This window comes from Thermococcus sp. CX2 (genome assembly GCF_012027555.1).
GTDB lineage: Archaea > Methanobacteriota_B > Thermococci > Thermococcales > Thermococcaceae > Thermococcus.
The window spans coordinates 710487-732916 of the sequence record NZ_SNUQ01000001.1; the positions used below are offsets into that span (position 1 = coordinate 710487).

Genomic DNA, 22430 nt, shown 5'->3' on the forward strand with positions numbered 1-22430 from the left:
GGGTTAACGATCCTAGGCACTAACCATCACCTTTTCTCCCTAAGCTTCTCCTTCTTTATGGTAAGCAGGCGCGCGATGTCGCGCCTGAGGTTGCGGATGACCATGGGGTTCTCCATAGAGGCCCCCATGGTGAGCACACCCCTCTCTTTGGCAAGCTCGAGGCGGAGCTCCCTGATCTTCTTGTCGATCTCCTCAATGCTCATTTCCCTAATCTCGCTCGGCTTCATTCTCCACTCACCTCTTCCTCAACGGGCTTTTCAATGACCTCAATCTCGTCCGGAAGCTTGGCGTCAGGTGGCATGATGGAGACCTTGACACCTATGACACCGAGCTTGAGGAGTGCCTGGGCGTAGCCCTTGCTGACGAGGGTCTCGGCCGGGTTTCCGACCTTGGCAAGGTAGCCCTGGTAGAACCTGACGCTCTTAGCCCTCTCGCCAGTGAGCTTGCCGCTGAGCCTGATCTCGACACCCCTGGCGCCGTTCCTCATGATGGCCCTTATGGCAGCGTAGGCAGCCCTCCTGAAGTGGACGCCCCTCTCAAGGGCCTGGGCGAGCCTCACGGCCTGAACCTTGGCGTTGAGGTAGGGGTTCTTTATCTCCTCGACCTCGATCTGCGGGTTCTCGAGGCCAAACTGCCTCTCGAGAACCCTGGTGAGCTCCCTAATGCGCCTTCCACCCCTTCCTATGACGTAGCCAGGGTTGGCGGCGAAGATGATAACCTTGGTTCCAAGGGGGGTCTTCTTGATGTCAATACCACCGTAGCCCGCGCGCCTGAGCTCCTTCTCGAGGTACTCGTCGATGAGCATCTCCTTAACGCCTTCCTTGATGAAGTATCTCTCGATCGCCAAAAGGCTCACCTCCTAACTTCCTCCACAACTATCTCTATGTGGGTGGTCTGTTCGTTGAACGGTGTGGCCCTACCAAAGGCCTTTGGAATGTATCCGCGGAGCACTGGTCCCCTGTGGGCGGCGGCGTGGATTATCTTAAGCCTGTCCGGGTCGAGGCCCTTCTGCTCGGCGTTGTTCTTGGCGTTGAGGAGAACCTTCTTGACGGCCTTGGCGACCTTGACCGGGTACCTACCTGGACCGAAGCCATTACCCGGCTTGTGGCCCTGGCTGTCGTTGAAGCGCCTCATTGGGACCGGCCTCTTGAGGGCTATGACGTCGTCGAGGTACCTCAGAGCGTCGTTGAGCATCATGCCCCTTATCTCCCTGAGGAGCTCGACGCTGTGCTTCGGGGAAATCCTAAGGTCCCTTCCGCTCGCGCGAGCCATCCTCTCTGGGTCAAAATTTTGGAATGAGTAGGAAAACCTTCCCCTAGACATTCAGACCACCTCACTTGATCGCCACGAACATCGATGACCTGGTTGCACCAACACCAGGTGAGCCGTGCTGGACTACCTTCCTGGTGAGGGCAAACTCGCCGAGGTAGTGGCCTATCATCTCCTCCTTTATCTCGATGGGGACGAACTCCTTTCCGTTGTAGACGTGGATGGTCATGCCGACCATCTCTGGAAGGATGACCATGTCCCTGCTGTGGGTCCTTATCGGCTTGTTGTACTTGCCCTTCTTGGCGAGGCGTATCTTCCTGAGGAGCTTCTTCTGCTCCGGGCTGAGGCCCCTCTTGAGGCTCCTCCTCTGCCTCGCCGGAAGGAGCTTGGCGAAGTCCTCGAGTGACATGTTGAGCAGTTCCTCAAAGGTGTAGCCCCTATACCTAAACTCCTTCTTTCTCGCCATCTTCACTTCCTCCTACCAGTTCTTCTCGCAGCTATGTGACCGACCTTCCTTCCGGGCGGAGCGCGCCTCGAAACGGTGCTCGGCCTGCCTATGTGGTGCTCCTTACCACCGTGCGGGTGGTTGACGGCGTTCATCTTGACACCCCTCGGCTTCGGCCAGAACCTGTTCCTGGCTTTGGCTATGTAGTAGGCCTTTCCTGCCTTGACGATGGGCTTCTCGAGCCTACCGCCGCCGGCGACGACACCGATGGTGGCCCTGCACATGGGGTTGAACTGCTTGAGCTCACCGCTCGGGAGCTGGACGATGACCTTATCCTTCTCCCTGCTGACGACGAGGGCGTAGCTACCGCCAGCCCTAACGTACTTGCCGCCATCTCCTGGGGCGCCCTCGATGTCGTAGACGTAGCTTCCCTCCGGAATCATGGCAAGCGGGAGGGTGTTGCCTATCTTTATTGGGGCGTTCGGTCCGATGGCTATCTCCTCACCGACGAGGATTCCCTCTGGGGCAATGATAAGCTTCTCGGCGCCGTTCTCGAATTTAACCCTGGCAACTGGGGCAGTCCTTCCAGGGTCGTGGAGTATCTCAACGACCTTGCCGACGAGGGTCTTCTCCCTGGTCAGGTTGAGCGGGAGGTACCTAACGGCTCCCCTATAGCGGTGGGAGGGAGCCCTAAAGGTGGTGGTTCCCTTTCCTCTCCTCTGCTGAATCAAACTCTTTCCCATCTCACTCACCCCATCAGAACAATCCTATCCTTGCGGCGATTTCACTTGCGCTGTACTCGGGCTTGAGCTTCACATAGGCCTTCTTCTCGCCCCTCATGGTGATGAGGGTGTTGACCTTCTCGACCTTGACCTGGAACATCTCTTCCACGGCCCTCTTGATGTCGCTCTTGGTGGCCCTTCTGTCAACTATGAAGGTGAGCTTGTTCTCGTTCTCTATCATTGCAACAGCCTTCTCGGTGACGACCGGCCTGACAATAACCTTGTATGGGTCCATCTCTCATCACCCGTAAATCTCCCTAAGCCTCTCAATAGCGCCCTTGGTCCAGATGGTAAGCCTTCCTGGGTGGGTACCAGGGGCGAGCAGCTCGACACCGAGGTTGTCAACGGTGACGACGTCAACGCCTGGGTGGTTCCTGGCTCCCTGGATAATGCCCTCGTTCTTGGCAACGACAATGAGCGGACCCTTGGCCTTCTTGTAGCGCCTTCCACGCATCTTACCCTTACCTGCCCTTATCTTGGTGTTCTTCTTGGCCCTCTCGATGTCGTCCCAAACGCCGAGCTTCTTGAATATCTCTCTGGTCTGGGCGGTCTTGAAGACCTTCTCAAGGTCGTCAACCACAACCAGCGGAACCTGCGGGACGTTGTCGACTATGTGGCCCCTCGTCCTGACGAGGTCGTAGTTGGCAGTAGCGGCGATGGCGCTCATGATAGCGAGCCTGCGCTCCTTCTTGTTGATGTCCTCCCAGATGATCTTCTCGACCTTCGGTGGGTGGGTCCTCCTTCCGCCCCTCGCGAAGGGCACGAAGGCCGCAAACCTCGGGGAGGTCTTTATCCTCTCAACCCTAGCCATGCCGTGGCCCTTTCCGATGTTCTCAGTAACCCTTCTCTTTCCAGCGAGCGGGTCTCTGCCCTGGGGCTGTATTCTGTGGGTCCATGAAGCGATGACAGCCCTCCTTATGAGGTCCGGCCTGAACGGAGTGGCGAAGACCTTTGGAAGCTCAATCTCCTCAACGGGCTCGCCTTCGAGGTTGAAAACCTTAACCTTCATCTATCTCACCTCACTGCTTGGATTCCCTACTGATGTAGGTGATCTGCGGCCTCTCAACCGGCGGCTTCTTCTTCGGAGGCCTTATGGCTGGCCTAACCCTGATGATCCTCTTGAAGGATCCTGGGATCGTTCCCTGAATCATAAGGAAGTCGCTCCTAATTATTCCGTAGTGCGGGAAGCCGCCCTTCGGGGTTATCTCGATCTCGTTCTTCTCGTCGAGCTTGAGCTTGCCGTTTTCACCTATGGCGATGAGCCTCTTGTTGAACTCGGTCCTGTGGTGGAAGCCCATCTGTCCAGCCTGCGGAACGGTCCACATAACCCTGGTCGGGTGCCATGGACCGAGGTTACCGACATGCCTGCCCTTTCCAGCCCTCTGGGCCTTGTGGAACTGGATCTTGATTCCCCATCTCTTGACTGGGCCCTGGGTTCCCTTACCCTTGGTGACGGCTATGACGTCGATGAGCTCACCCTCGTGGAGAACCTCGCTCGCGCGGAGCTCCTTGCCTATCTTCTTCTTGGCGTAGTCGAACTTGGCCTTGACGTCGTCGCCACCGATGGCGTACTCCATGACCTCGGGCTTCTTCTTGAGCTTGATGAGCCACGGCTGGGTGTGGACGAGCAGTCTGACGTCAACTATCTCGCCGTCGTTAACGAGGTCCTCAAGCTGGCCGAGCTTGGCCTGGAAGGCCTCCTCGTTGTAGTCCTTCGGCAGGGTCTTTATCCTCCTCTTGACGTAGTCGTTGAGCTCGTGGAACCAGACCTCGGTGGCGGTCTCGAGGCCAAGGTAGCCCTGCCTGTAGGCCCTTATGCCGTAGACGAAGAGCGGCGGAACTTCAACTATGGTCACGGGCATGAATATCTCCTTGCCCTTGGTGAGCCCTGGCCTGTCGTCGATCATGAGGACGTGGGTCATTCCTGCCTTGTATCCCGCGAAACCGAGCATCCTGACTTCGCTGTCCTTCGGCCACTTCCTGATTCTCGGGACTATGCTCTTAGCCCTCTTCCTTGGGGAGTAAGCCAGTGAACCTCTCCTTGGTCTGTGTATTTTTCCCATCTCAATCCCTCCTTATGAGATTAAACACCGCGAGGGTGGCCAAGACGGCCTCCTCGGTACGGACCGTGGCAGTCCGTTGATTTGGAATGGTGTTGAGGATTAGATCAAAGGGATAATCCTCCTCTCCGAGGAGCTCCATCACGCCTTTCCTCGGTGAGCCGAATACGAATCCGACCTCCCCCTCGAGTGGGGGAAGCTTCACGTCTCGGATGTCTTGCCCCCTCCTGGAGGTTGCAACTGCCAAGTCAAGCCTGGCCTTTTTAAGTGTTTTTGCCAGTGACTTCCTCGTGAGGTGCACCCTGTAGCCCCAGTATTCCTCTGGCTTTGTAGGTATCACCCTGAGAGGCCTCGTCGAGACGATTCTAAAGGCCGCGCGACCTTCAACGTCCCCTTCGACGGTAGCCAACTCGTCGAGGCCTATGTCGGCGTAAATTCTCTTCCCCCGCCTGAAGGCGAAGCCCTCGCGTATCTCCCCGACCCTTGGCCTAGACTTGAGCTTGTGGTGCGGGGTTCTCAGCGGGGGTATGACCCCCACGTGCTTCAGCTCGGGCATCAGGGGGAAGAGCCTCTTACGGAGGTACTGCGGGGTCTCGGCGTACTCGAGGACGAGCTTTATGAAGCGCCCGTCCCTGCCGCCGGCCCTGTAAATCCAGATGTGCTCGACGCCGAATATCGCCGCGGCCCTGGCTATCTGTCCAACTTTGTATGTCCTGATTTTCGGGTCGTCGGTTTCTTCGAGGAGCGAATCGGGAATGAAGATGTGCCAGGCCATTTTTCCGTCATCCTTTGTTCTGGATACTCTAAAGCTGAGGGGAAGTCTATGGAGACTATTTAAAAGGCTTTCGAACCCTTCCACCCTTTTTTAGGTTTGGGGGTGTACAAAATTTTTGCAATCAGCCCTTGCCTACGCAAGCGCTGGCAAAAAAGAAGGAGTAATTAATCCACAAACGCCAGCCCGTTCCACAGCTCCCTTATCTCCCTCGTGGCGTCAGGATAAACCCGCTTGAAGGTTATCCGCCAGTAGCCGTTCTTTAAATCCTCGATGTCCTCGATGTGTATCTTGATGCCGAGCCTCTCGAAGTGGGTGACCATCTTGTGGGCGGTGGTTATGCTCTTGACGCGAACAGTAAAGGTCTCCTCTATCTCGCCGCCGTTGGCCACCTCATGGATGCTCTCGACGAAGGGCCGTAGCAGTGCCTTCCCTAGGGCTTTGGCATATTCGTCAAACTCCTCACCCTTGATGTGCTTTTCTGCTAGATAGAAAGCCAGCCGCTTTATTCTCTGCATGAAGTAGCCGTACGGCAGGTCGAAGAAGATGTGCGAGCCTATCCTGACGTCGTTGATGTTGGCGTAGGGCGTTACGTACTTCGCGATTCTCTTCATGTCGGGGCTCTTCATGACGATTCCTTCCCTTCTCTCGCGGTGGAGCCACTCAATGAGGTCGTAAAGGTCGTCGATGCGGCGTCGATCATAAACTCCGAACACTTCAACGTGGGGAATTCCGTATTCTTCAGCGAGCTTCAGCCTCGCCTCCACGGAAAGGCTCTTCCCACTCCCCTTCTCTTGGATGTCAAAGAGGAAGAACTGAATATCCTCCTTCACGTAGGGCGGACCCTCGACGAGGTAAGGGCTCTCAGGCCCGGCCATCTCCCCAGCGAGGACGAGGTTCGGATAGTCCCTGAAGAAGTCGAAATTTATGAAGTCCTCAATCCTCTCGGTCGTGAAGGGACAGACGAAGCCTCCCCTGGTGAGGGCAAGAACCTTATCCCCCACTTTAACGACCCTCACGTTGTATCCATCGACCTTCTCCTCGACGTAGAAGGGCCTGTTCTTGAAGACGCGCCTTATCCCGTTCTCAAGCTGGACGACGCGCTTTATGTGGGGAAAGCCCAGAACCACCTCGCCGTTCTCGAAGACGAGGGTTCCACGCCTGAAGCCCTTGGCAGAATCGCGGAAGCGGACGTATCTGATGCCCTCAAACTCGTCTTCGACGAGGCCCCCCTTACCCTCGAGGACTGATAATCGCTCCTCAGGGATGCCGAGCTTGAGCAGAATGTTCCTGAAGTGAGAGCTTACCATCTTCCCACCAAAGAAGTTTAGACGTTGGCATTAATAATTATTTGGACTTATCGGACTTAGAGTTAAAGGCAATCAACACCCCTTGCACGTGGGGAATCATCACTATGCACAAATTAGAGCGACATCGTTAATAATCATCTTATGAATATACGGCAAAACTCGGACAGAAAAAGGAGCAAGGAGGAAGCGCTTCAGCGCTTCATGGTCGAGAGAACCTTGGTGGTGACGTCGTTGCCGTCCTTGTCGTAGATCCTGTAGTAGGCGCTGTAGGGGAGCTTCATGGCAGCCCTGCGCATGGCCTCGAGGGCGAACTTGAGGTGGCCCTCGTTGACCCAGACGGTGAGTATCTTCTGGTCCTTCTTGACGCGAGCGGCAAGGCCAATTGGCTTTCCGAAGGGCCTCCTCATACCGTTACCGTAACGGTCTGCCTTCCTTCCGGTAGCCATCGGGTTCTCACGGAGAACCTGGAACGGGTAGACCCTTATCTTGAAGTGGTAGTTGCTCCTACCGACGTTCTTCTGGAGGTACCTGTTGACCTGTATACGGATGGCCTCAAGGGCGTTCTGCCTTATCTGCATGGCCTGCTCAGCGTGAAGGCTCACCTCGTACTGGAACTCAGCGGAAAGGTTGCCCATGTCGAAGATGGTTATCTTCGGACCAGGGGCACCGCGTATGTATTCCCTCCTCGTGTAAGCGGGCTTGTCAACGTCCCTATCAATCTTGGCTGGTCTCAGTCCCATACTCTCACCTCCAAATGAGCGTAAGCTAAGCCTAAACTTAGGCGAGTGGAGTGGCTTATAAAAGTTTTGGAAAGCCCGTCACCCCATCTTACTCCTCAGTCCCTTTAAGCTTAACGGACTCCCAGAGGAGTGCCAGTGAAAACGGCAGGAAGGAAAGCAGGGCGAGGTTCAACGTTACGCCCACGCTTATCTCCCCGAGCGAGTAGGCCAGGCCGAAGAGCATTCCCCCTGCGAAGGTCGAGAGGTTCTGAATTCCGTTCACACCGCCTATAGCTAATGAAGAGCGATAGTATGAAGCCAAGACTTTCCTCGAAATCGGTCTGAAGCTCTGGAAGGCGAAGAGGGCCATAAATATGCCGAGAAAAACTGTCGGAGCGGTCTTTACGGCAGCGAGGATTGGAGAGACCGCCGCCATAACTGACGTCAGAACAACCATCCTTCTCTCGCTCCTGACGTCGGCGAGCCAGGAAATGACGTAGCTGAGGAGTGCCGATAAAAAGCCTGCCCATCCGATAAGCGTCGCTGTTTTGGCTTTGTCCATGCCCAAAGCTTCGGAAACATAGATGTAGGTTATCTCGCCGGAGGTGAAGGCGACTATGATCGCCATCAGCGACGCGATTATGAGAATCCTTTTTGGGTTGAGGCCCGGCTTCTCCCCATCGGGCGTTTTCTTTCTCTTGGGAACTATCCAGCCGTAGAGCAGGAAGTAGGCAAGGAGCATTATCACGCCGGTGAATACGAAGAATGCAGAGGCGATCCACATCTGACCGGACAAGCCAAGGTTAATGGTGTAGGCGTAAACGTAGTTGCCGAGGAGGGAAGCTATACTGCCAAAGAGGAAGTAAACCGATGTGACCCTTGCCCTTATCTCGTTTGGCGTAGTCACTGCTATGACAAATTGGGCCATTGGCCAGCTCAACCCATTGAGGAAGCCGTTGAGAAGCTTTATTTCGGCCACCTGAACCCAGGTGCTCGTGAGGGGGTAAAGATGGACCGCCAGAGCGTTGCCCATCATAGCCAGTGCACCAATGTAAACGAGCTTCCTACCTCTCTCAAGGGTGAGACCACCAAGAACAGACGAAAATGCCCTTGCAAGGACAAATGACATGGAAACAATGGAGACCGATAGCATTGAGGCCTGGAGAATGTCCCTCGTGTAGAAGGCTATCGCCGGAGTCGCGAGGCGGAAAGCTATCGTTCCCGTGAAGGCGGAGATGATGAGCAGGATTATTCCAGCCAGGCGCTTGCGCTCCATCAAACCACCTTCTAAACGTTAGGGTGAAGCTTTTAAAAGTCTTGGCGAGGTCGAAAATTCTTCATTTTATTGCCTGCGAAACGAACATAGCTTCGATAAGTTACGGGAAGGAACTAACGAACCCTTTTTATATTTCCCCTCCAACCTCCGCCGAGGTGATGCTGATGGAGCTCAGGTTCGACATGCAGTATGAGGACGCTTACAGGGAGCTCTACGAGATAGTCAAGCCGAAGTACAAGCTCTTCACGGCCGGCCCTGTTGCTTGTTTCCCGGAGGTTCTCGCGATAATGAGCGTCCAGATGTTCAGCCACCGTTCGGCCGAGGCGAAGGAGGTTCATGTTGATACTCTCAACAGGCTCAAGGCCTTCCTTGAGGCCGATAAAGGCGAGATAATCCTCTTCCCGAGCTCTGGAACGGGCTTCATGGAGGCCGCTGTAAGGAACACGATACCCCACGGTGGAAAAGTTCTCGTTACGGTCATCGGTGCGTTCGGAAAGCGCTTTGCAGAGGTAGTCAACACCAACGGAAGAAAGGCAGTCGTCTTTGAGAAGGAGCCCGGAAAAGCCATCAAGCCAGAGGAGCTTGATGAAGTCCTCAAGAAGAACCCCGATGTCGAGGCCGTCACCATAACCTACAACGAGACCTCCACCGGCGTTCTAAACCCGCTTCCGGAGCTTGCCAAGGTCGTCAAGGAGCACGACAAGCTGCTCTTCGTCGATGCCGTCTCTGCCATGGGCGGAGCGGACATAAAGTTCGACAAGTGGGACATCGACCTCATCTTCGCGAGCTCTCAGAAGGCCTTCGGCGTCCCGCCAGGTCTTGCCGTCGCCGCCGTCAGCGAGCGCGTTTTTGAGATAGCCGAGAAGATGCCCGAGCGCGGCTGGTACTTCGACCTTCCGCTTTACAAGAAGTTCAACGAGAAGAAGAAGGGAACGCCCTCAACCCCACCGCTCCCGCAGATATTCGGCCTCAACGTCGTGCTCAGGATAATCGAGAAGATGGGCGGAAAGACGGCATGGCTCGACATGTACAGAAAGAGGAGCGAGATGATAAGGGAAGGCGTCAAGGAGATGGGCCTCGGAATCCTCGCCGAGCCAGGCTACGAGAGCCCGACCATCACTGCCGTCGTCGTTCCTGAGGGAATGAAGGGCGTTGATGTTTATAACGCTATGCGCGAGAGGGGCTTTGAGCTCGCCAAGGGCTACGGAAGCGTCGCTGAAAAGACCTTCAGGATTGGAAACATGGGCTACATGACATTCGACGACATAAGGGAGATGCTCAACAACCTCAGGGAGGTCATAGAAAAGCTTAAGGCCTGATGCCACCTTTATATTTTTCCAGTGAAAAATAATGGCAAAGAAAAGATGGATTGCACTGTGGCTTTTCGCCAATTTCATCATTTTCTGGGGTGTCGGACTCTATACGAGCGGGTATTCCCTTGAGGGCTACCTCCCATGGGAAAGCGCCAAGATTCAAGAGTATACCCCCATCATCCACACCTTCCCTGGAGATGAACCCTACGGAATTCTCTACATGGCGGACATAAAGGGCAACATCTACTACTACATCGTATGGGAGAACGAGTATTTTCACAACACGATAATCGACAGGCTCTACCGCTTCTTCCGTTCCTTGGTCTACGGCGGGAACACTTATGATATAGAGGTCGTGAAGGTCTACCCAGACAACAACAGCATATACCTCCAAACCTACGAGCACACCGATGTATGGGCAACGATGCAGCCCGACGGAAGCTGCCTCTGGAACGGGCACACCATACCCGACTGCACCGAGAACAGGACCCACGTGAAGGTCTACGTCGTGACTTGGAACCACATGCTATCGCTGACTCCAAAGAACGGCACCATCAGGGTCGAGAACCTTCCTATGAGGCACATGACGGTGGACGACTATGTTTCCCTCGGCATGTTCCGGAGAACCCAAGAAACCATCGGAGGAGTGGCCATCAACTCAATGCTGATATCAGCCCTCTTCACGGTGGCCTTCAACGTGGTGCTCTACGTTTCGTGGAGGAAGGGCTACCTCTCATGGGACTACTATCGTTATATGAAAAACGAGTTCAGGAAAATGGTCAATCGGGAAAAGAAATAGCGAGAAGGGGATTACACCAAACTCTCCAGCTCTATCTTTTCATCTCCTGATTTTTTAACCGCGTATATTTTGTTGATTCTCCTCGTTCCCGTCCTGAAGTCCCTTTTCAGCTCGACTATGATGTCGAACTTGCCGATGACACCATCGTCGGCTCTCAGCCAGTGCCTGACTTCCTCCACGATGTCGCCAGACATTACCAGGGAGGTAGCAATAAAGGTGTAGCCATCTAGGAGCTCGCTCAGAATCGTGGGCACGTGGACGGTATGGATGGTGTCTATGATGACGTAGTCCGGGTTTATGCGCTTTATCTTTTCGATGACTTCCTTGGTGCGCTTCTCAAGACTCTCAGGGTTAAATTGGGTGTCTATAACAACGATATTCGGTCTGAATGGCTTGAATTCGCTGTAGGCGGTTATTACAGCAACCTTCCTGTCATCAGGTATCAGGTGGATCAGGGCCTCGACGAGTTTGGTCTTTCCAGACCTGCTTGAGCCAACGATTAAGATGTCCTTCCTCTCAAGGAGGGCATCCTTTAAGATCTCAAGCTGTTCCTCGGTTATCGTTCCGTATCTAAGGAGGTCTTCGGGGGTGAATATGTAGACGCCCACGTTTTACCACCGTATAGGGTTCTCATCGGGCATTATAACGCTATCGTTTACCCACCCCCATCTTCGTCAATTAAATTGCGATTTTTTGACATTTATCCAAAATTCTCGCTAAAATTATGTCTAAATTTGCCCTAAATCCAACTTTTCTTGCATAAAAGACATAAAGGTGAAAATCACTGACAAAAATCAGGTGATGAACATGAACGCTCTTCAAATTGTGACCCGAAAAATTGAACCAGTTATGGAGGTTCAGACGAGAGTGATTGACTATATGACAAGGTACATGGTGGGTAAGGGATTCAAGTGGATGCTCCCGGTAATGCTCAGCTCTATAACTGATCCCCTCTGGCCGGACCCAGCGGCCGAGAAAATGCTAAGACCGCCAGAGATCGAGGTCTACGGCGAAAGGCTCCGCTTAACCCACAGCATGATACTGCACAAGCAAATGGCCGTGGCGATGGGAATAGATAAGCTCTTCATACTCTCGCCGAACATAAGACTTGAGGGAAAAAGCGCGGACGACGGCAGGCACGCCTACGAGTTCACCCAGCTCGACTTCGAGATCGCCTACGCGAGCATGGACGACGTGATGAGTCTCATCGAGGGCCTAATCGCCGGCCTCTTCAAGGAAGCCAGGAGCTGGGGACTGGAGAGGGAAATCCCAAGAGTTAAGACCCCCTTCAAGCGCTTCACCCTTGATGAGATAAAGGCCGAGTTCGGAAGTGAGGAAGAGGCGAGCAAGGCCATGGACGAGCCCTTCTGGATAACCGACATCGAGAGGGAGTTCTACGACAGGGAAGACCCAGAGAGGCCGGGCCACTTCAGGAACTACGACCTCTATCTGCCAGAGGGATACGGAGAGGTTTCGAGCGGCGGCGAGAGGGAGTGGGAGTACGAGGTCATCGTGAGGAAGATGAAGAAAGCGGGCATAAGCCTCGAGGCCTTCAGGCCCTACCTCGAGGTCGCCAAAGCGGGCCTGCTGAGGCCGAGCGCTGGAGCGGGCATAGGCATCGAGAGGCTCATCAGATACATGGTCGGCGCAGAGCACATCGCGGAGGTGCAGCCCTTCCCGAGGATTCCAGGAATTCCAGCGGTCATATAATGGCCTACTTTTCTTTCTTCTAGTCAGTCAAAATTAACCGCGCCTTGACAAGTAGAATAAAAGTCAGGGGACTCACGAGCCGCTTAGGTACTCGTGGATTGCCTTTGCCGCCTTTTTTCCATCCCCCATGGCCAGAATAACCGTCGCCTCTCCCCTTATCGCGTCGCCCCCGGCGAAGACCCCCGGGACGCTCGACATCAGGTTCTCATCGACCTTTATCCTGCCCTTCTCGTCGACCTCGAGTTCTGGGACAGTTTCGAGGAACGTTCTGTTCGGGGTCTGGCCGATGGCTATAATAGCAGTATCGAACTCCATCGTTATCGTCTCGCCAGTTGGTACGGGTCTCCTCCTACCGCTCTCATCGGGCTCGCCGAGCTCCATCTTCTCAAGCTCTATGGCCTTGAGGTTCCCGTTCTCATCGCCTATGAAGCGCTTGGGCGAAACGAGAAACATGAAGTTCACGCCCTCTTCCTCAGCGTGGTGGATTTCCTCCTCACGGGCAGACATCTCGGCCCTCGTCCTGCGGTATAGTATCCACACCTTCGCGCCGAGCCTCAAAGCCGAGCGGGCGGCGTCCATAGCGGTGTTCCCAGCACCTATCACCGCCACATTCTCTCCGATCTTTATGGGAGTGTCGTATTCTGGGAACTCGTAGGCTTTCATGAGGTTCACCCTAGTCAGGAACTCGTTCGCCGAATAGACACCGTTGAGGTTCACCCCTGGCCACGGATATATGCGGGGCGTTCCGGCGCCCGTGCCTATGAATATCGCGTCGTACTCCTCCCTCAGCTCCTCAAAGGTTACGGTCTTGCCGACGAGAACGTTGGTTTCTATCCTAACGCCGAGCCTCCTAAGGTTCTCAAGTTCCCTCTCGACAATCACCTTCGGCAGCCTGAACTCTGGGATGCCGTAGATTAGGACTCCTCCAGGCTTGTGGAGGGCCTCGAAAATCGTAACCTCATAGCCGAGCTTGGCCAGTTCTGCCGCACACGTCAGCCCAGCTGGGCCAGCACCTATAATCGCAACCTTCCTGCCATTCTTCTTTATTCCCCTCGCCCCCTCCTCCAAAAGCTGGACGTCTATGCCCTTCTCGCGGGAGTAGTCTGCCACAAACCTTTCGAGCTTGCCGATATTGATTTTGTCACCGACCCTACCCATGACGCAGTTCATCTCGCACTGCTCCTCCTGGGGGCAGACGCGGCCAGTTATAGCCGGAAGTGAGTTGCAAGCCCAGATGACACTTAAGGCCTCTTTAACGGCCCTATCAGGATCATCACGGTACTGGACAAGCTTGGATATGAACTCGGGAATCCTTATTCCGACTGGACAGCCCTTAACGCAGGGAGCATAGTCAATTGGACAGTTGAGGCAGCGTTCGGCCTCTTTCACGGCCAACTCGAAAGTGTACCCGAGGTTTACCTCCCTAAAATCCTTAACCCTCTCCTCGGGCGGCCGCTCGGGAGTGGGAACGCGCTCCTTGATGATTTTTCTCGGCATTCAGACCATCCCCCTCTCCCGCTTCCACCTCTCAAAGCTCATGAGCTCCAAATCTCTGTAATAGACCAGCCTCTTCATCAGCTCGTCCCAATCGATGAGATGGGCATCAAATTCGGGCCCGTCAACGCAGGCGAACTTTATCTCACCGCCGACGGTTACCCTACAAGCACCACACATGCCAGTTCCATCAACCATAATCGGGTTCAGGCTCGCGACGGTTCTTATGCCGTAGGGCCTGGTGAGCTCCGCAACGGCCTTCATCATGACAACGGGCCCAACGGCATGCACGAGATCAATTTTTCTGCCTTCCTCGAACAGCTTTGCTAAGGCGTGCGTGGTGAAGCCCTTCATGCCGTAGCTCCCGTCGTTGGTGGTAACGATTACCTCGTCGCTTACCTCCGCGAGTTTATCCTCCCAGAAGACGAGTTCCTTCGTCCTGAAACCGAGTATAGAAATCACGTGGTTGCCAGCTTCCTTCATCGCCTTCGCAACGGGGTAGATTTCGGCCACGCCAACGCCGCCACCAACCATGACGACAGTGCCGAAGTTATCTATGTGGCTGGGCTTTCCAAGAGGTCCGAGGAGGTCGAGTATGATATCGCCCTCTTTATAGGTGCCGAGCTCGTAGGTGGTCTTCCCGACCTCCTGGACAACTATCGTTATGGTTCCCCTCTCAGGGTCATTGTCGGCTATCGTGAGCGGTATCCTCTCGCCCCTCTCGTGGAGCCTGAGAACAACGAACTGGCCGGGGTTAGCGTGTCCCGCTATCTTCGGGGCCTCGATTTCGAAGAGGTTTATACCAGGAGAAAGCTTCTCCTTGTGAACTATCCTAAACACAGTTCTCACCTTGATATTTTGAGACGAGCTCATATAAAACCCTTTTCGAATACCCAACCATCAGTTGGTAACTGTTGGTTTGAAGAACCCTTAAATCGCTCTTTTACAAACTGTAGATTATAAGATGCCACGTAACGGGGGCGATACGTTTGAGATATGTAAAACTGCCGATCGAGAACTTCGGCTCATTTTTTAATTCCCTAAGGGACTGGGGTAAAGTCTACGCCCCCACCAAAAGGGGAAGCATCTACACCTTCCAAGAGGTTCACGACCCGGAGGAGATAGAACTCAACTACACGAGGACGATGCTACCGCCCAAGAAGTTCTTCGTGAGGCCGAGGGAGAAGATGTTCCAGCTCAAAAACGGCCACTGGGAGAACGGAAGTAACGCCGAGCCCATAGTTCTCTTCGGACTCCACTCCTGCGATATCCACGGGCTCAAGATTCTGGACAAGGTCTATCTCGAGGAGCCCGTCGACCCGTACTACAAGGCGAGACGCGAGAAGGCGCTGATAATCGGGATAAGCTGTATGCCCGATGAGTACTGCTTCTGCAAGAGCTTGGGCACGCACTTCGCCATGGACGGCTTCGACCTCTTCCTCCACGAGCTCCCAGACGGCTGGCTGGTGAGGGTAGGAAGCGTGAGGGGGCACGAGATAGCCTGGGCAAACGAGGACCTCTTCGAGGAGGTAACGGACGAAGATTTGAGGAACTTCAAGGAGTTCGAGGAGAAACGCTCCAAATCCTTCAAGAAGGAGCTTCCCGGGGAAGGGCTCGCCGATATGCTCGACCTGGCATACAACAGCCCGGTATGGAAGAAGTATGCCGAGATATGCCTCGCCTGCGGCAACTGCAACATGGTCTGCCCAACATGTAGATGTTATGAGGTCTGCGACCGCTGGATAAACGCATATGAATCCGTGAGGGAGCGCCGCTACGATTCGTGCTTTATGGAAAACCACGGCCTGGTTGCTGGGGGACACAACTTCAGGCCGACCCGTCTCGACAGGTTCAGGCACCGCTATTACTGCAAGAGCTACTTCGACCCCTCCTCAGGTTACAACTGCGTGGGCTGCGGCCGCTGCGATGAGTTCTGCCCCGCGAAGATAGAGCACGTTAAGGTTCTTGAAGAGGTTAGGGGGTCGCTGAGATGAGTGAAAACCCCTATCAGAGCTACGACGCCCGCATTCTTGAGGTGAAGGACCTGACGCCAAGGGAGAAGCTCTTTACACTGCGCTTCCTTGACCCTGAGGTGGGGGAGCGCTTCACCTTCAGGCCTGGACAGTTCGTCATCGTTGACATGAGGGGTTTCGGGGAGTTCCCGATAAGCCTCTGCTCCTCACCGACGAGGAAGGGTTACATACAGCTCTGCATCAGGAAGGCGGGAAGGATGACCAAGTTCATCCATAAAATGAAGGAGGGCGAGATCGTCGGTATTCGCGGGCCCTACGGTAACGGCTTCCCGATGGAGGAGATGGAGGGTTCCAACCTCATCCTCGTCGCTGGTGGATTGGGAATGGCGCCCCTCCGCTCCGTCCTCTGGTATGCACTCGACACGGCAAAGTATGAGGACGTCTGGCTCTTCTACGGGACGAAGGCCTACGAAGACATACTCTTCCGCGACGAGATAGTCCACCTGATGAAGCACGGTGAGGCGATGGGGTGCAAGGTGAAGCTCGCCTACGAGGTGGAGAGTCCCTCGTGCATTTACCTTGAGAGGGGCTTCTCTGACAGGGTGTGCAAGGGTGTCGTTACAGACCTGTTCAGGGGAGAGATCTTCGACGTGGAGAACACCTACGCCCTCATCTGCGGCCCGCCGGTTATGTACCGCTTCGTCATCAGGGAGCTCCTCGACAGGAAGCTCTCTCCAGGGAGGATTTACATGACCCTCGAGAGGCGCATGCGCTGCGGAATAGGCAAGTGCGGCCACTGCATAGTGGGGACGAGCACCTCAATAAAGTACGTCTGCAAGGACGGTCCCGTCTTCACATACTGGGACGCTCTCTCGACGAGGGGGTTGATATGATGGAGAAGCTCAAGCTCGCGGTTTTTGAGCTTACCGACTGCGGTGGCTGCGCGCTCAACATTCTCTTCCTCTACGAGAGGCTCTTCGACCTCCTCGAGTTCTACGAGATAAGCGAGTTCCACATGGCGACGAGCCTAAGTGGGGAAAACCACTACGATGTGGCCCTCATCACGGGCACCGTCTCGAGCCAGCGCGACCTGGCACTCCTCAAGGAGGCCAGGAACCACTCCGATTATCTCATAGCCCTCGGAACCTGCGCGACCCACGGCTCCGTTCAAGCGAGCGTCGAGGGAAGCATAAGGAAGAAGCTGGAGAAAGTCTACGGAGACAAGGGCAACCCCATGAGGGCCCTCGATTCAAAACCAGTCGTCGAATACGTAGCCGTGGATTTCGCCCTCCCCGGCTGTCCCTACGACAAGGAGGAGATATACCAGGTTCTGATCGACATAGCCAAGGGCGTGGAGCCGGTCAGGAAAGACTACCCAGTCTGCATCGAGTGCAAGCTCAACGAGTACGAATGCGTTCTGGTGAAGAAGAACCTGCCCTGCCTTGGTCCGATAACCTACGGCGGCTGCAACGCGGCATGCATACGCTCGGGATTGGGCTGCATAGGCTGTCGCGGGCCTCTGCCCGGCGAGGTAAACCCAGCGAGCGAGTACGAGATACTGAAGGACCTCGGCTACGATGACGACTACATCATCAGGAAGTTCAAGACCTTCGCGAGGTGGGAGCCATGATAATCGAGCTGAGGGAATTCACGCGCGTCGAGGGCAACGGGAAGGCGGAGATAGTCGTCGAGGACGGTGAAGTGAAGAACGTGAGGTTAAAAATAGTCGAGGGGCCGCGCTTCTTCGAGCTGCTGACTCTGGGAAGGCATTACTACGACGTCCCCGACCTGGAGGCGAGGATATGTGCCATCTGCTACCTCTCCCACAGCGTCGCTTCGGTCATGGCCATAGAGCGGGCCTTCGGCGTTGATGTTCCAGAGGAAATCCAATTGCTAAGGGAGCTTGGTCTTATAGGAGAACTGCTCGAAAGCCACGCGCTTCACCTCTACCTCCTCGTCGCTCCTGATGTATTCGGCTATCCAGACGCCATAAGGATGGCAACAAAGCACGGGGAGCTGGTGAGGGAGGGGCTCGCCATAAAGGCCTTTGGGAACAGGCTGAGGGAAATCATCGGAGGGAGGGAGATACACGGCATAAACGTTAAGCCGGGCGGCTTCGGCAGGTATCCAACTGTTGAAGAGCTTGAACTCTTCGAGAGGGAAAGCGGGGCACTGCTAAAGCTCGCGAGGAGGGCTGTAAGGCTCTTCGCTTCGCTCGAACCCTACGGTGAAAAGGCGGAACACTTCGTCGCGACGGACGGCTACCTCTGGGGTGACGAGCTGGTTTCCGACGAAGAGGGCACCTTCCACTATACGGAGAGGATAGAGGAACGCTCGCTGGTTTACAGCTTTGCCAAGCAGAGCCGTTATAACGGCGAACCATTCCTCGTCGGGGCGCTGGCGAGGCTCCTTCTAAAGGCTGACTCACTAACGCCCATGGCGAAGAGGCTCTTCGAGGAGCACAGAGAAAAGCTCGCCACCGGTTACGTGAGCTACAACAACCTTGCCCAGGCCATAGAGCTTGTATACAGCCTCGAACGGGCGAACGAAATAGCGAAGACACTGCTCGATAAGGGACTCGACGGAGAGAACATCCCAATCGAGGTCCGGGAGGGCGAGGGCATCGGCTACGTCGAGGCTCCCAGGGGAGTGCTCATACACCACTACCGCATAGACGGCTCTGGAAATGTCGTTTACTCAAACATTATAACGCCCACGGCCCTCAACCACACCATGATGGAGCTCAGCCTGCTGAGGGAAGCCAAGAGAGGTTACGGCGAGCTCGATGAGGGCTCGCTAATCCAGAGGCTCGAGGAGACTGTGAGGGCCTTTGATCCGTGCATATCCTGCTCGGTACACATCGTGAAGCTTTAGCCGGCAATCTTTTTATTTCCTCTTCTCCAATCCCTCTGGGGGAGAGCATGGGATTCCTGAGCAGGCTGTTCGGTGGGAAGAAGGAAACCGATACTGAGGAGATTCAGATAGTCTCAAGGAAGCCGGTCGGAAAGTTCAGGGTCGAGGGCGTGACTTACATCCTTGGAAAGCAAGTTCTGGCGGGAATTGTTCTCGACGGGGTAATCTATCCCGGCTACAAACTCAGAGATGGTGGAATAGCGCTCGTGAGAGAAATATACATTCAGAACAGGAAGGTTGACTTCGTCGTGGAACACGACCAGGCGGCGCTTTTGCTTGAGGGAAAGTTAAAAGCGGAGCCAGGAGAAGTGATCAAGATCTATCAGTCGTGAGGTGGTGGGAATGATAATCCTTGACAACCACTTCCACGTTGACCCCTTCAAGGGGCTCTTCCTCGAGGCCGTCAAGCAGTTCCACAGAGCTGGCGGGACTCACCTGATGGTGGTCTACAAGACGGCCCACGACTACGGCTTTCCGGGAATGAGCGCAGAGGATTTCATCAAAGCCATGGACTTCCACATTGAGCTTGTGGAGAAGATAAACAAAGAAACACCTGTAAAAGCATACGCTGTCGTCGGCGTCCATCCAGCGGAGTTCGTCTACCTTGCAGAGAAAAAGGGCCTCGAATATGCCAAGAACGAAGTGATGAAGGCCTTAGAATACGCCCAGAGGCTCTGTCTCGAAGGAAAAGCGATAGCCATAGGCGAGATAGGCAGACCCCACTACGAGGTTCCGCCCGAGATCTGGGAAGCGAGCATAGAGCTGATGAAGTACGGGATGAGCTTGGCCAAGGAAGCCGACTGCGCGGTCCAGCTCCACACGGAGAGCTTCGACGAGGCCAAGTTCCGCGAGTTGGGCGAGATAGTCAAAGAGGTCGGAATAAAGCCGTACAGGGTCGTCAAGCACTTCTCGCCGCCGCTGGTGAAGATTGCCGAGGAAGTTGGTGTTTTCCCGAGCATAATCGCGAGCAAGAAGAACATCACCGAGGCCATCAAGCAGGGCAACCGCTTCATGATGGAGACGGACTACATAGACGACAAGCGCCGTCCTGGAGCCGTTTTGGGGCCGAAGACCGTGCCGAAAAGGACTAAGGCCTTTCTCCAGAACGGCCTCTTCACGGAGGAGGACGTTTACAAAATCCACGTGGAAAATCCGGAGAAGGTTTACGGGGTGGAGATGGAGAGGCCCTAAAGTTCGGCCTTCCTCACAACCCTCACCCTTCCAGGCTCCCCAACCTCTCCCTCTACCTCAAAGATCTTGCCCAAAAACTGCTCCACGACCCAGACGTTCGTCACGAGGTGGTTCGTTATCTCGGCAACTTTTATCTCGCCCCCCACGAAGGCCAAGAATGGTATCAGCTGGTCGCCGAGAAATCTGTCAACCGCGGCCCTGCTCGTCAGCTGCTCCAGAAGCTCATCCGCCGCTTCCCTGCCTACTGCTTCAGCGGGCTTTCCGCGCTTTCCAAGGGCGTCTCCACTGAGCCTCAAAACGTCCGTCTCGGCCCACACGACTATGCCACTACCAGGCCCGAAGGAACGCGAGACTTCTTCATATATATTAATAGGAACATCGTAAAACTCACTCAACCTCTCCCTAGCGGCCTTCGCCTGCCTACTCGCCACGTGCTCCGGGAGGTTGGTAGCGTGGCTGATGCCACCAAATAGCTCTATATGTCTCCACTCCAAAGCAACCAGCGGCTTTCTCTCCTCCCACGGCTCGACCCTGCCGACCACCAGTCCGCCGCCTTTGGGATAGTGTCCCCTGCGCTTGATTTCAATCTCGGCTCTTAGCCCCATTTTTTCCAAGGCGAAAAGGGTAACGTGCCTGAGGTAGTCCACCGGCGGCGACCAGGGGACGTCAGTTCCACCCGTTATCTCGAAGCTCCCACCGATGAAGGCCATCGCAGGAAGTAAAGCCTGGAGAATAAGGGTTATGCTCCCGGCGGTCTTTATCGGCACGCGGATGTGCCTCGGCCTAGCCCTGCCGGGGTAGAACTCGAGAAGCGTCGAGCCGACCTGGGCACCCTTAACCTTAGCGGCGCTCAGCTCCTTCAGAGCCAAGATGCCATGCATGTGCTGGGGCCTCAAACCCGGGTTCGGTCTGTTTGCCCTGATGTTGATTATCTTGACTGGCTTGCCAGTGATGACCGATAGAGCTACGCTCGTCCTCAGTATCTGTCCCCCGCCCTCGCCGTAGGAGCCGTCTATGATCAGCATCACACTTCACCAAGGTGTATCCTCACAGCGAGCCTTAAAAGCTCTTCCCATTCTCTCCCTGTTCTCACACGGAGCTTTTTCGCGAGCCTTGCTATCGCCTTCGCACTGTAATAACCCCTCTTGTGGGGTGGAAGACGCTCAAAGATTCCCGGGTCAACCCTGAAGCCAAGCTCCTCTGAGACGGCCTCCGCAAACTCTTCGGGGGACAGCGGCGGGATGCGGATAAAGATCGAGAAGCCGAGCCTTTCATACCTTCCAGCGTCCTTCGTCTCCACCACCACAGTTTCTCCCGCAGCCAAGAGTTCCGCAACGCGCTCTACCGGAGGCTCTCGAAGGAACTTAACGCCCTCCGGCAGGTACGCCGTTATGTCCGCGTCCCTCAGGTTCTCCACAAGGGTGCTCTCACCAAGGGTCAGGAGCTTCAGCTTGGTGAGTTCGCTCCTCTTGGCTTTCTCACTCTCCTGAAATTCCCCGAGGAGTCTCTCGCTAACCAGAGTGAGCTGGTAAACCGATTCAAGCCCTTCCGTATACAAAACCCCATTGGACAGGAGGCGAAGGCCCAGACGAGAAAGCTTTGCCGAAAGCCCGGTCTCGCTCCTCGTTGTTATCGCACCCTTCCCCTTCAGTGACTCGACCCCCTTGTCCACGAGAAAGAAATCAGAGGGAAAGAGTCCCTTGGCGTTGAAGAACTCCTCGAGTGTCCTGGCGGCAACCTCCTCACTGACCGCGTAGACCTTGACGAACTCGACGTTCTCCCCCCTGTCCACACCGATGAAGACGACCGCATCGCGCCTTTCCTTAGGAACCAGTATATCTTCCATGCCCATCGCCAATCCATTCGCTTCTGATTTGAGGCACCCGTTAAAGACTCATGACGCCCAGCATCTCTCCAGTCTCAATGTTCACTATCCTGACCTCTCTCTTCCTTGTGTCGAGCAGTGCAACGCTCTTAACTCCCGTAACGTAACCGCAGACCTCGCCGGGGTTCACCAGTATGGTTCTGCCGTCTTCCCTGATTTCATAGCGGTGAGTGTGGCCAACGACGACGACATCGTAAAGCCTGCTCCTGGCCAGGGCTCTAACGATCCTCTCGTCCGTGCCGTGGGTAACAGATATCTTCATCCCATCGGCCTCCATCTCGAGTATCTCGTCGGCTATTCCCAGTACCTCGTAGAGACCTTTCTTCTCACCGTCATTGTTGCCGAAGACTCCCTTCAGGGGCACCTTGAGTCTCCTGAGCTCCCTCGCTACGAATGGCGCCACGTAATCGCCAGCGTGAATCACCAGCTCGACGTTCTGCTTGTTAAAAAACTCCACGGCTTTCCTTATGGCAGGAAGGTTGTCGTGTGTGTCGCTCATTATTCCTATCAGCATGCTCT

Annotated in this window: 27 protein-coding genes; 9 read left to right on the plus strand and 18 right to left on the minus strand. The window is 55.1% G+C overall.

Annotated elements, in window-relative coordinates:
- Positions 1-26: 26 nt before the first annotated feature.
- From rpmC to E3E23_RS04050, 12 genes are all read right to left on the minus strand, one after another.
- Positions 27-227 carry a 50S ribosomal protein L29 gene (gene rpmC / locus E3E23_RS03995; protein ID WP_068665893.1) on the minus strand — a complete coding sequence of 67 codons (201 nt, stop codon included), beginning with the start codon at positions 225-227 and terminating at the stop codon, positions 27-29.
- A complete protein-coding gene (rpsC, locus tag E3E23_RS04000; RefSeq protein ID WP_167906420.1) occupies positions 224-847 on the minus strand; it encodes a 30S ribosomal protein S3 in 624 nt (207 codons plus the stop codon). Before rpsC ends, rpmC begins: the two co-directional genes overlap by 4 nt.
- Before the next feature lie 5 nt (positions 848-852).
- Positions 853-1323, minus strand: a complete 471-nt coding sequence (gene rplV, locus E3E23_RS04005) for a 50S ribosomal protein L22 (RefSeq protein WP_167906422.1) — start codon at positions 1321-1323, stop codon at positions 853-855.
- 10 nt (positions 1324-1333) lie between these two features.
- Positions 1334-1735: a 30S ribosomal protein S19 gene (locus E3E23_RS04010; protein ID WP_068665886.1), complete on the minus strand. Its 402-nt coding sequence runs from the start codon at positions 1733-1735 to the stop codon at positions 1334-1336.
- A gap of 2 nt (positions 1736-1737) precedes the next feature.
- Entirely contained in the window at positions 1738-2457 is a 720-nt protein-coding gene (locus tag E3E23_RS04015; protein ID WP_167906424.1) for a 50S ribosomal protein L2, read from the minus strand.
- 13 nt (positions 2458-2470) lie between these two features.
- Positions 2471-2731 (minus strand): 50S ribosomal protein L23, encoded by a 261-nt coding sequence (locus E3E23_RS04020; RefSeq protein WP_068665882.1) that lies wholly within the window; start codon positions 2729-2731, stop codon positions 2471-2473.
- Positions 2732-2737: 6 nt separating this feature from the next.
- Positions 2738-3505 carry a 50S ribosomal protein L4 gene (gene rpl4p, locus E3E23_RS04025; RefSeq protein ID WP_167906425.1) on the minus strand — a complete coding sequence of 256 codons (768 nt, stop codon included), beginning with the start codon at positions 3503-3505 and terminating at the stop codon, positions 2738-2740.
- A 10-nt stretch (positions 3506-3515) separates the two neighbouring features.
- Entirely contained in the window at positions 3516-4559 is a 1044-nt protein-coding gene (locus tag E3E23_RS04030; protein WP_167906427.1) for a 50S ribosomal protein L3, read from the minus strand.
- A gap of 1 nt (position 4560) precedes the next feature.
- Positions 4561-5331, minus strand: a complete 771-nt coding sequence (locus E3E23_RS04035; RefSeq protein ID WP_167906429.1) for a putative RNA uridine N3 methyltransferase — start codon at positions 5329-5331, stop codon at positions 4561-4563.
- A gap of 164 nt (positions 5332-5495) precedes the next feature.
- Positions 5496-6638, minus strand: coding sequence for an RNA ligase (locus E3E23_RS04040; RefSeq protein ID WP_167906431.1), 1143 nt, complete (start codon positions 6636-6638; stop codon positions 5496-5498).
- Positions 6639-6829: 191 nt separating this feature from the next.
- Entirely contained in the window at positions 6830-7378 is a 549-nt protein-coding gene (locus E3E23_RS04045; RefSeq protein WP_167906433.1) for a 50S ribosomal protein L16, read from the minus strand.
- An 88-nt stretch (positions 7379-7466) separates the two neighbouring features.
- On the minus strand, positions 7467-8633 hold the full coding sequence (locus E3E23_RS04050) for an MFS transporter (protein ID WP_167906434.1): 1167 nt from the start codon (positions 8631-8633) through the stop codon (positions 7467-7469).
- A 164-nt stretch (positions 8634-8797) separates the two neighbouring features.
- Between E3E23_RS04050 and E3E23_RS04055 the strand changes: the two genes are divergently transcribed.
- Together E3E23_RS04055 and E3E23_RS04060 are read left to right on the plus strand one after the other, a co-directional pair.
- The gene (locus E3E23_RS04055; RefSeq protein ID WP_167906704.1) at positions 8798-9952 is read left to right on the plus strand and encodes an alanine--glyoxylate aminotransferase family protein; all 1155 of its coding nucleotides are present in this window, start codon (positions 8798-8800) and stop codon (positions 9950-9952) included.
- Positions 9953-9983: 31 nt separating this feature from the next.
- Positions 9984-10745 (plus strand): hypothetical protein, encoded by a 762-nt coding sequence (locus tag E3E23_RS04060; protein ID WP_167906435.1) that lies wholly within the window; start codon positions 9984-9986, stop codon positions 10743-10745.
- 11 nt (positions 10746-10756) lie between these two features.
- Here E3E23_RS04060 and E3E23_RS04065 read toward each other — a convergent pair whose 3' ends face one another.
- Positions 10757-11353 carry an ATPase, T2SS/T4P/T4SS family gene (locus E3E23_RS04065; RefSeq protein WP_167906436.1) on the minus strand — a complete coding sequence of 199 codons (597 nt, stop codon included), beginning with the start codon at positions 11351-11353 and terminating at the stop codon, positions 10757-10759.
- Positions 11354-11546: 193 nt separating this feature from the next.
- On the opposite strand from E3E23_RS04065, the gene E3E23_RS04070 reads away from it, so the two are divergent.
- Positions 11547-12455, plus strand: a complete 909-nt coding sequence (locus E3E23_RS04070) for an asparagine synthetase A (protein ID WP_167906437.1) — start codon at positions 11547-11549, stop codon at positions 12453-12455.
- Positions 12456-12527: 72 nt separating this feature from the next.
- Here E3E23_RS04070 and gltA read toward each other — a convergent pair whose 3' ends face one another.
- Both gltA and E3E23_RS04080 read right to left on the minus strand, forming a co-directional pair.
- Positions 12528-13952, minus strand: coding sequence for an NADPH-dependent glutamate synthase (gltA, locus tag E3E23_RS04075; RefSeq protein ID WP_167906438.1), 1425 nt, complete (start codon positions 13950-13952; stop codon positions 12528-12530).
- Positions 13953-14789 carry a sulfide/dihydroorotate dehydrogenase-like FAD/NAD-binding protein gene (locus E3E23_RS04080; RefSeq protein ID WP_167906706.1) on the minus strand — a complete coding sequence of 279 codons (837 nt, stop codon included), beginning with the start codon at positions 14787-14789 and terminating at the stop codon, positions 13953-13955.
- Positions 14790-14938: 149 nt separating this feature from the next.
- Here E3E23_RS04080 and shyB point away from each other — a divergent pair, with 149 nt between their 5' ends.
- The 6 genes from shyB to E3E23_RS04110 are packed head-to-tail and all read left to right on the plus strand — an operon-like array spanning position 14939 to position 20026.
- The gene (gene shyB / locus E3E23_RS04085; protein WP_167906439.1) at positions 14939-15943 is read left to right on the plus strand and encodes an NAD(P)-dependent hydrogenase/sulfhydrogenase 2 subunit beta; all 1005 of its coding nucleotides are present in this window, start codon (positions 14939-14941) and stop codon (positions 15941-15943) included.
- Positions 15940-16815 carry an NAD(P)-dependent hydrogenase/sulfhydrogenase 2 subunit gamma gene (shyC, locus tag E3E23_RS04090; protein ID WP_167906440.1) on the plus strand — a complete coding sequence of 292 codons (876 nt, stop codon included), beginning with the start codon at positions 15940-15942 and terminating at the stop codon, positions 16813-16815. Before shyB ends, shyC begins: the two co-directional genes overlap by 4 nt.
- Entirely contained in the window at positions 16812-17552 is a 741-nt protein-coding gene (gene shyD / locus E3E23_RS04095; protein WP_167906441.1) for an NAD(P)-dependent hydrogenase/sulfhydrogenase 2 subunit delta, read from the plus strand. The genes shyC and shyD overlap by 4 nt, the downstream gene beginning before the upstream one ends.
- Complete coding sequence (shyA, locus tag E3E23_RS04100) at positions 17549-18796, plus strand: NAD(P)-dependent hydrogenase/sulfhydrogenase 2 subunit alpha (RefSeq protein ID WP_167906442.1); 1248 nt, start codon at positions 17549-17551, stop codon at positions 18794-18796. The genes shyD and shyA overlap by 4 nt, the downstream gene beginning before the upstream one ends.
- Before the next feature lie 47 nt (positions 18797-18843).
- The gene (gene pbp11 / locus E3E23_RS04105; protein WP_167906443.1) at positions 18844-19167 is read left to right on the plus strand and encodes a tRNA-binding protein Pbp11; all 324 of its coding nucleotides are present in this window, start codon (positions 18844-18846) and stop codon (positions 19165-19167) included.
- A gap of 10 nt (positions 19168-19177) precedes the next feature.
- The gene (locus tag E3E23_RS04110) at positions 19178-20026 is read left to right on the plus strand and encodes a TatD family hydrolase (protein WP_167906708.1); all 849 of its coding nucleotides are present in this window, start codon (positions 19178-19180) and stop codon (positions 20024-20026) included.
- On the opposite strand, the gene rtcA is transcribed toward E3E23_RS04110, so the two are convergent.
- The 3 genes from rtcA to E3E23_RS04125 are packed head-to-tail and all read right to left on the minus strand — an operon-like array spanning position 20023 to position 22425.
- Positions 20023-21051 (minus strand): RNA 3'-terminal phosphate cyclase, encoded by a 1029-nt coding sequence (gene rtcA, locus E3E23_RS04115; RefSeq protein WP_167906444.1) that lies wholly within the window; start codon positions 21049-21051, stop codon positions 20023-20025. The genes E3E23_RS04110 and rtcA overlap by 4 nt on opposite strands.
- Positions 21051-21878 (minus strand): hypothetical protein, encoded by an 828-nt coding sequence (locus tag E3E23_RS04120; RefSeq protein WP_371807517.1) that lies wholly within the window; start codon positions 21876-21878, stop codon positions 21051-21053. The genes rtcA and E3E23_RS04120 overlap by 1 nt, the downstream gene beginning before the upstream one ends.
- Before the next feature lie 34 nt (positions 21879-21912).
- Positions 21913-22425 carry a metallophosphoesterase gene (locus E3E23_RS04125; RefSeq protein WP_167906445.1) on the minus strand — a complete coding sequence of 171 codons (513 nt, stop codon included), beginning with the start codon at positions 22423-22425 and terminating at the stop codon, positions 21913-21915.
- Positions 22426-22430 lie beyond the last annotated feature (5 nt).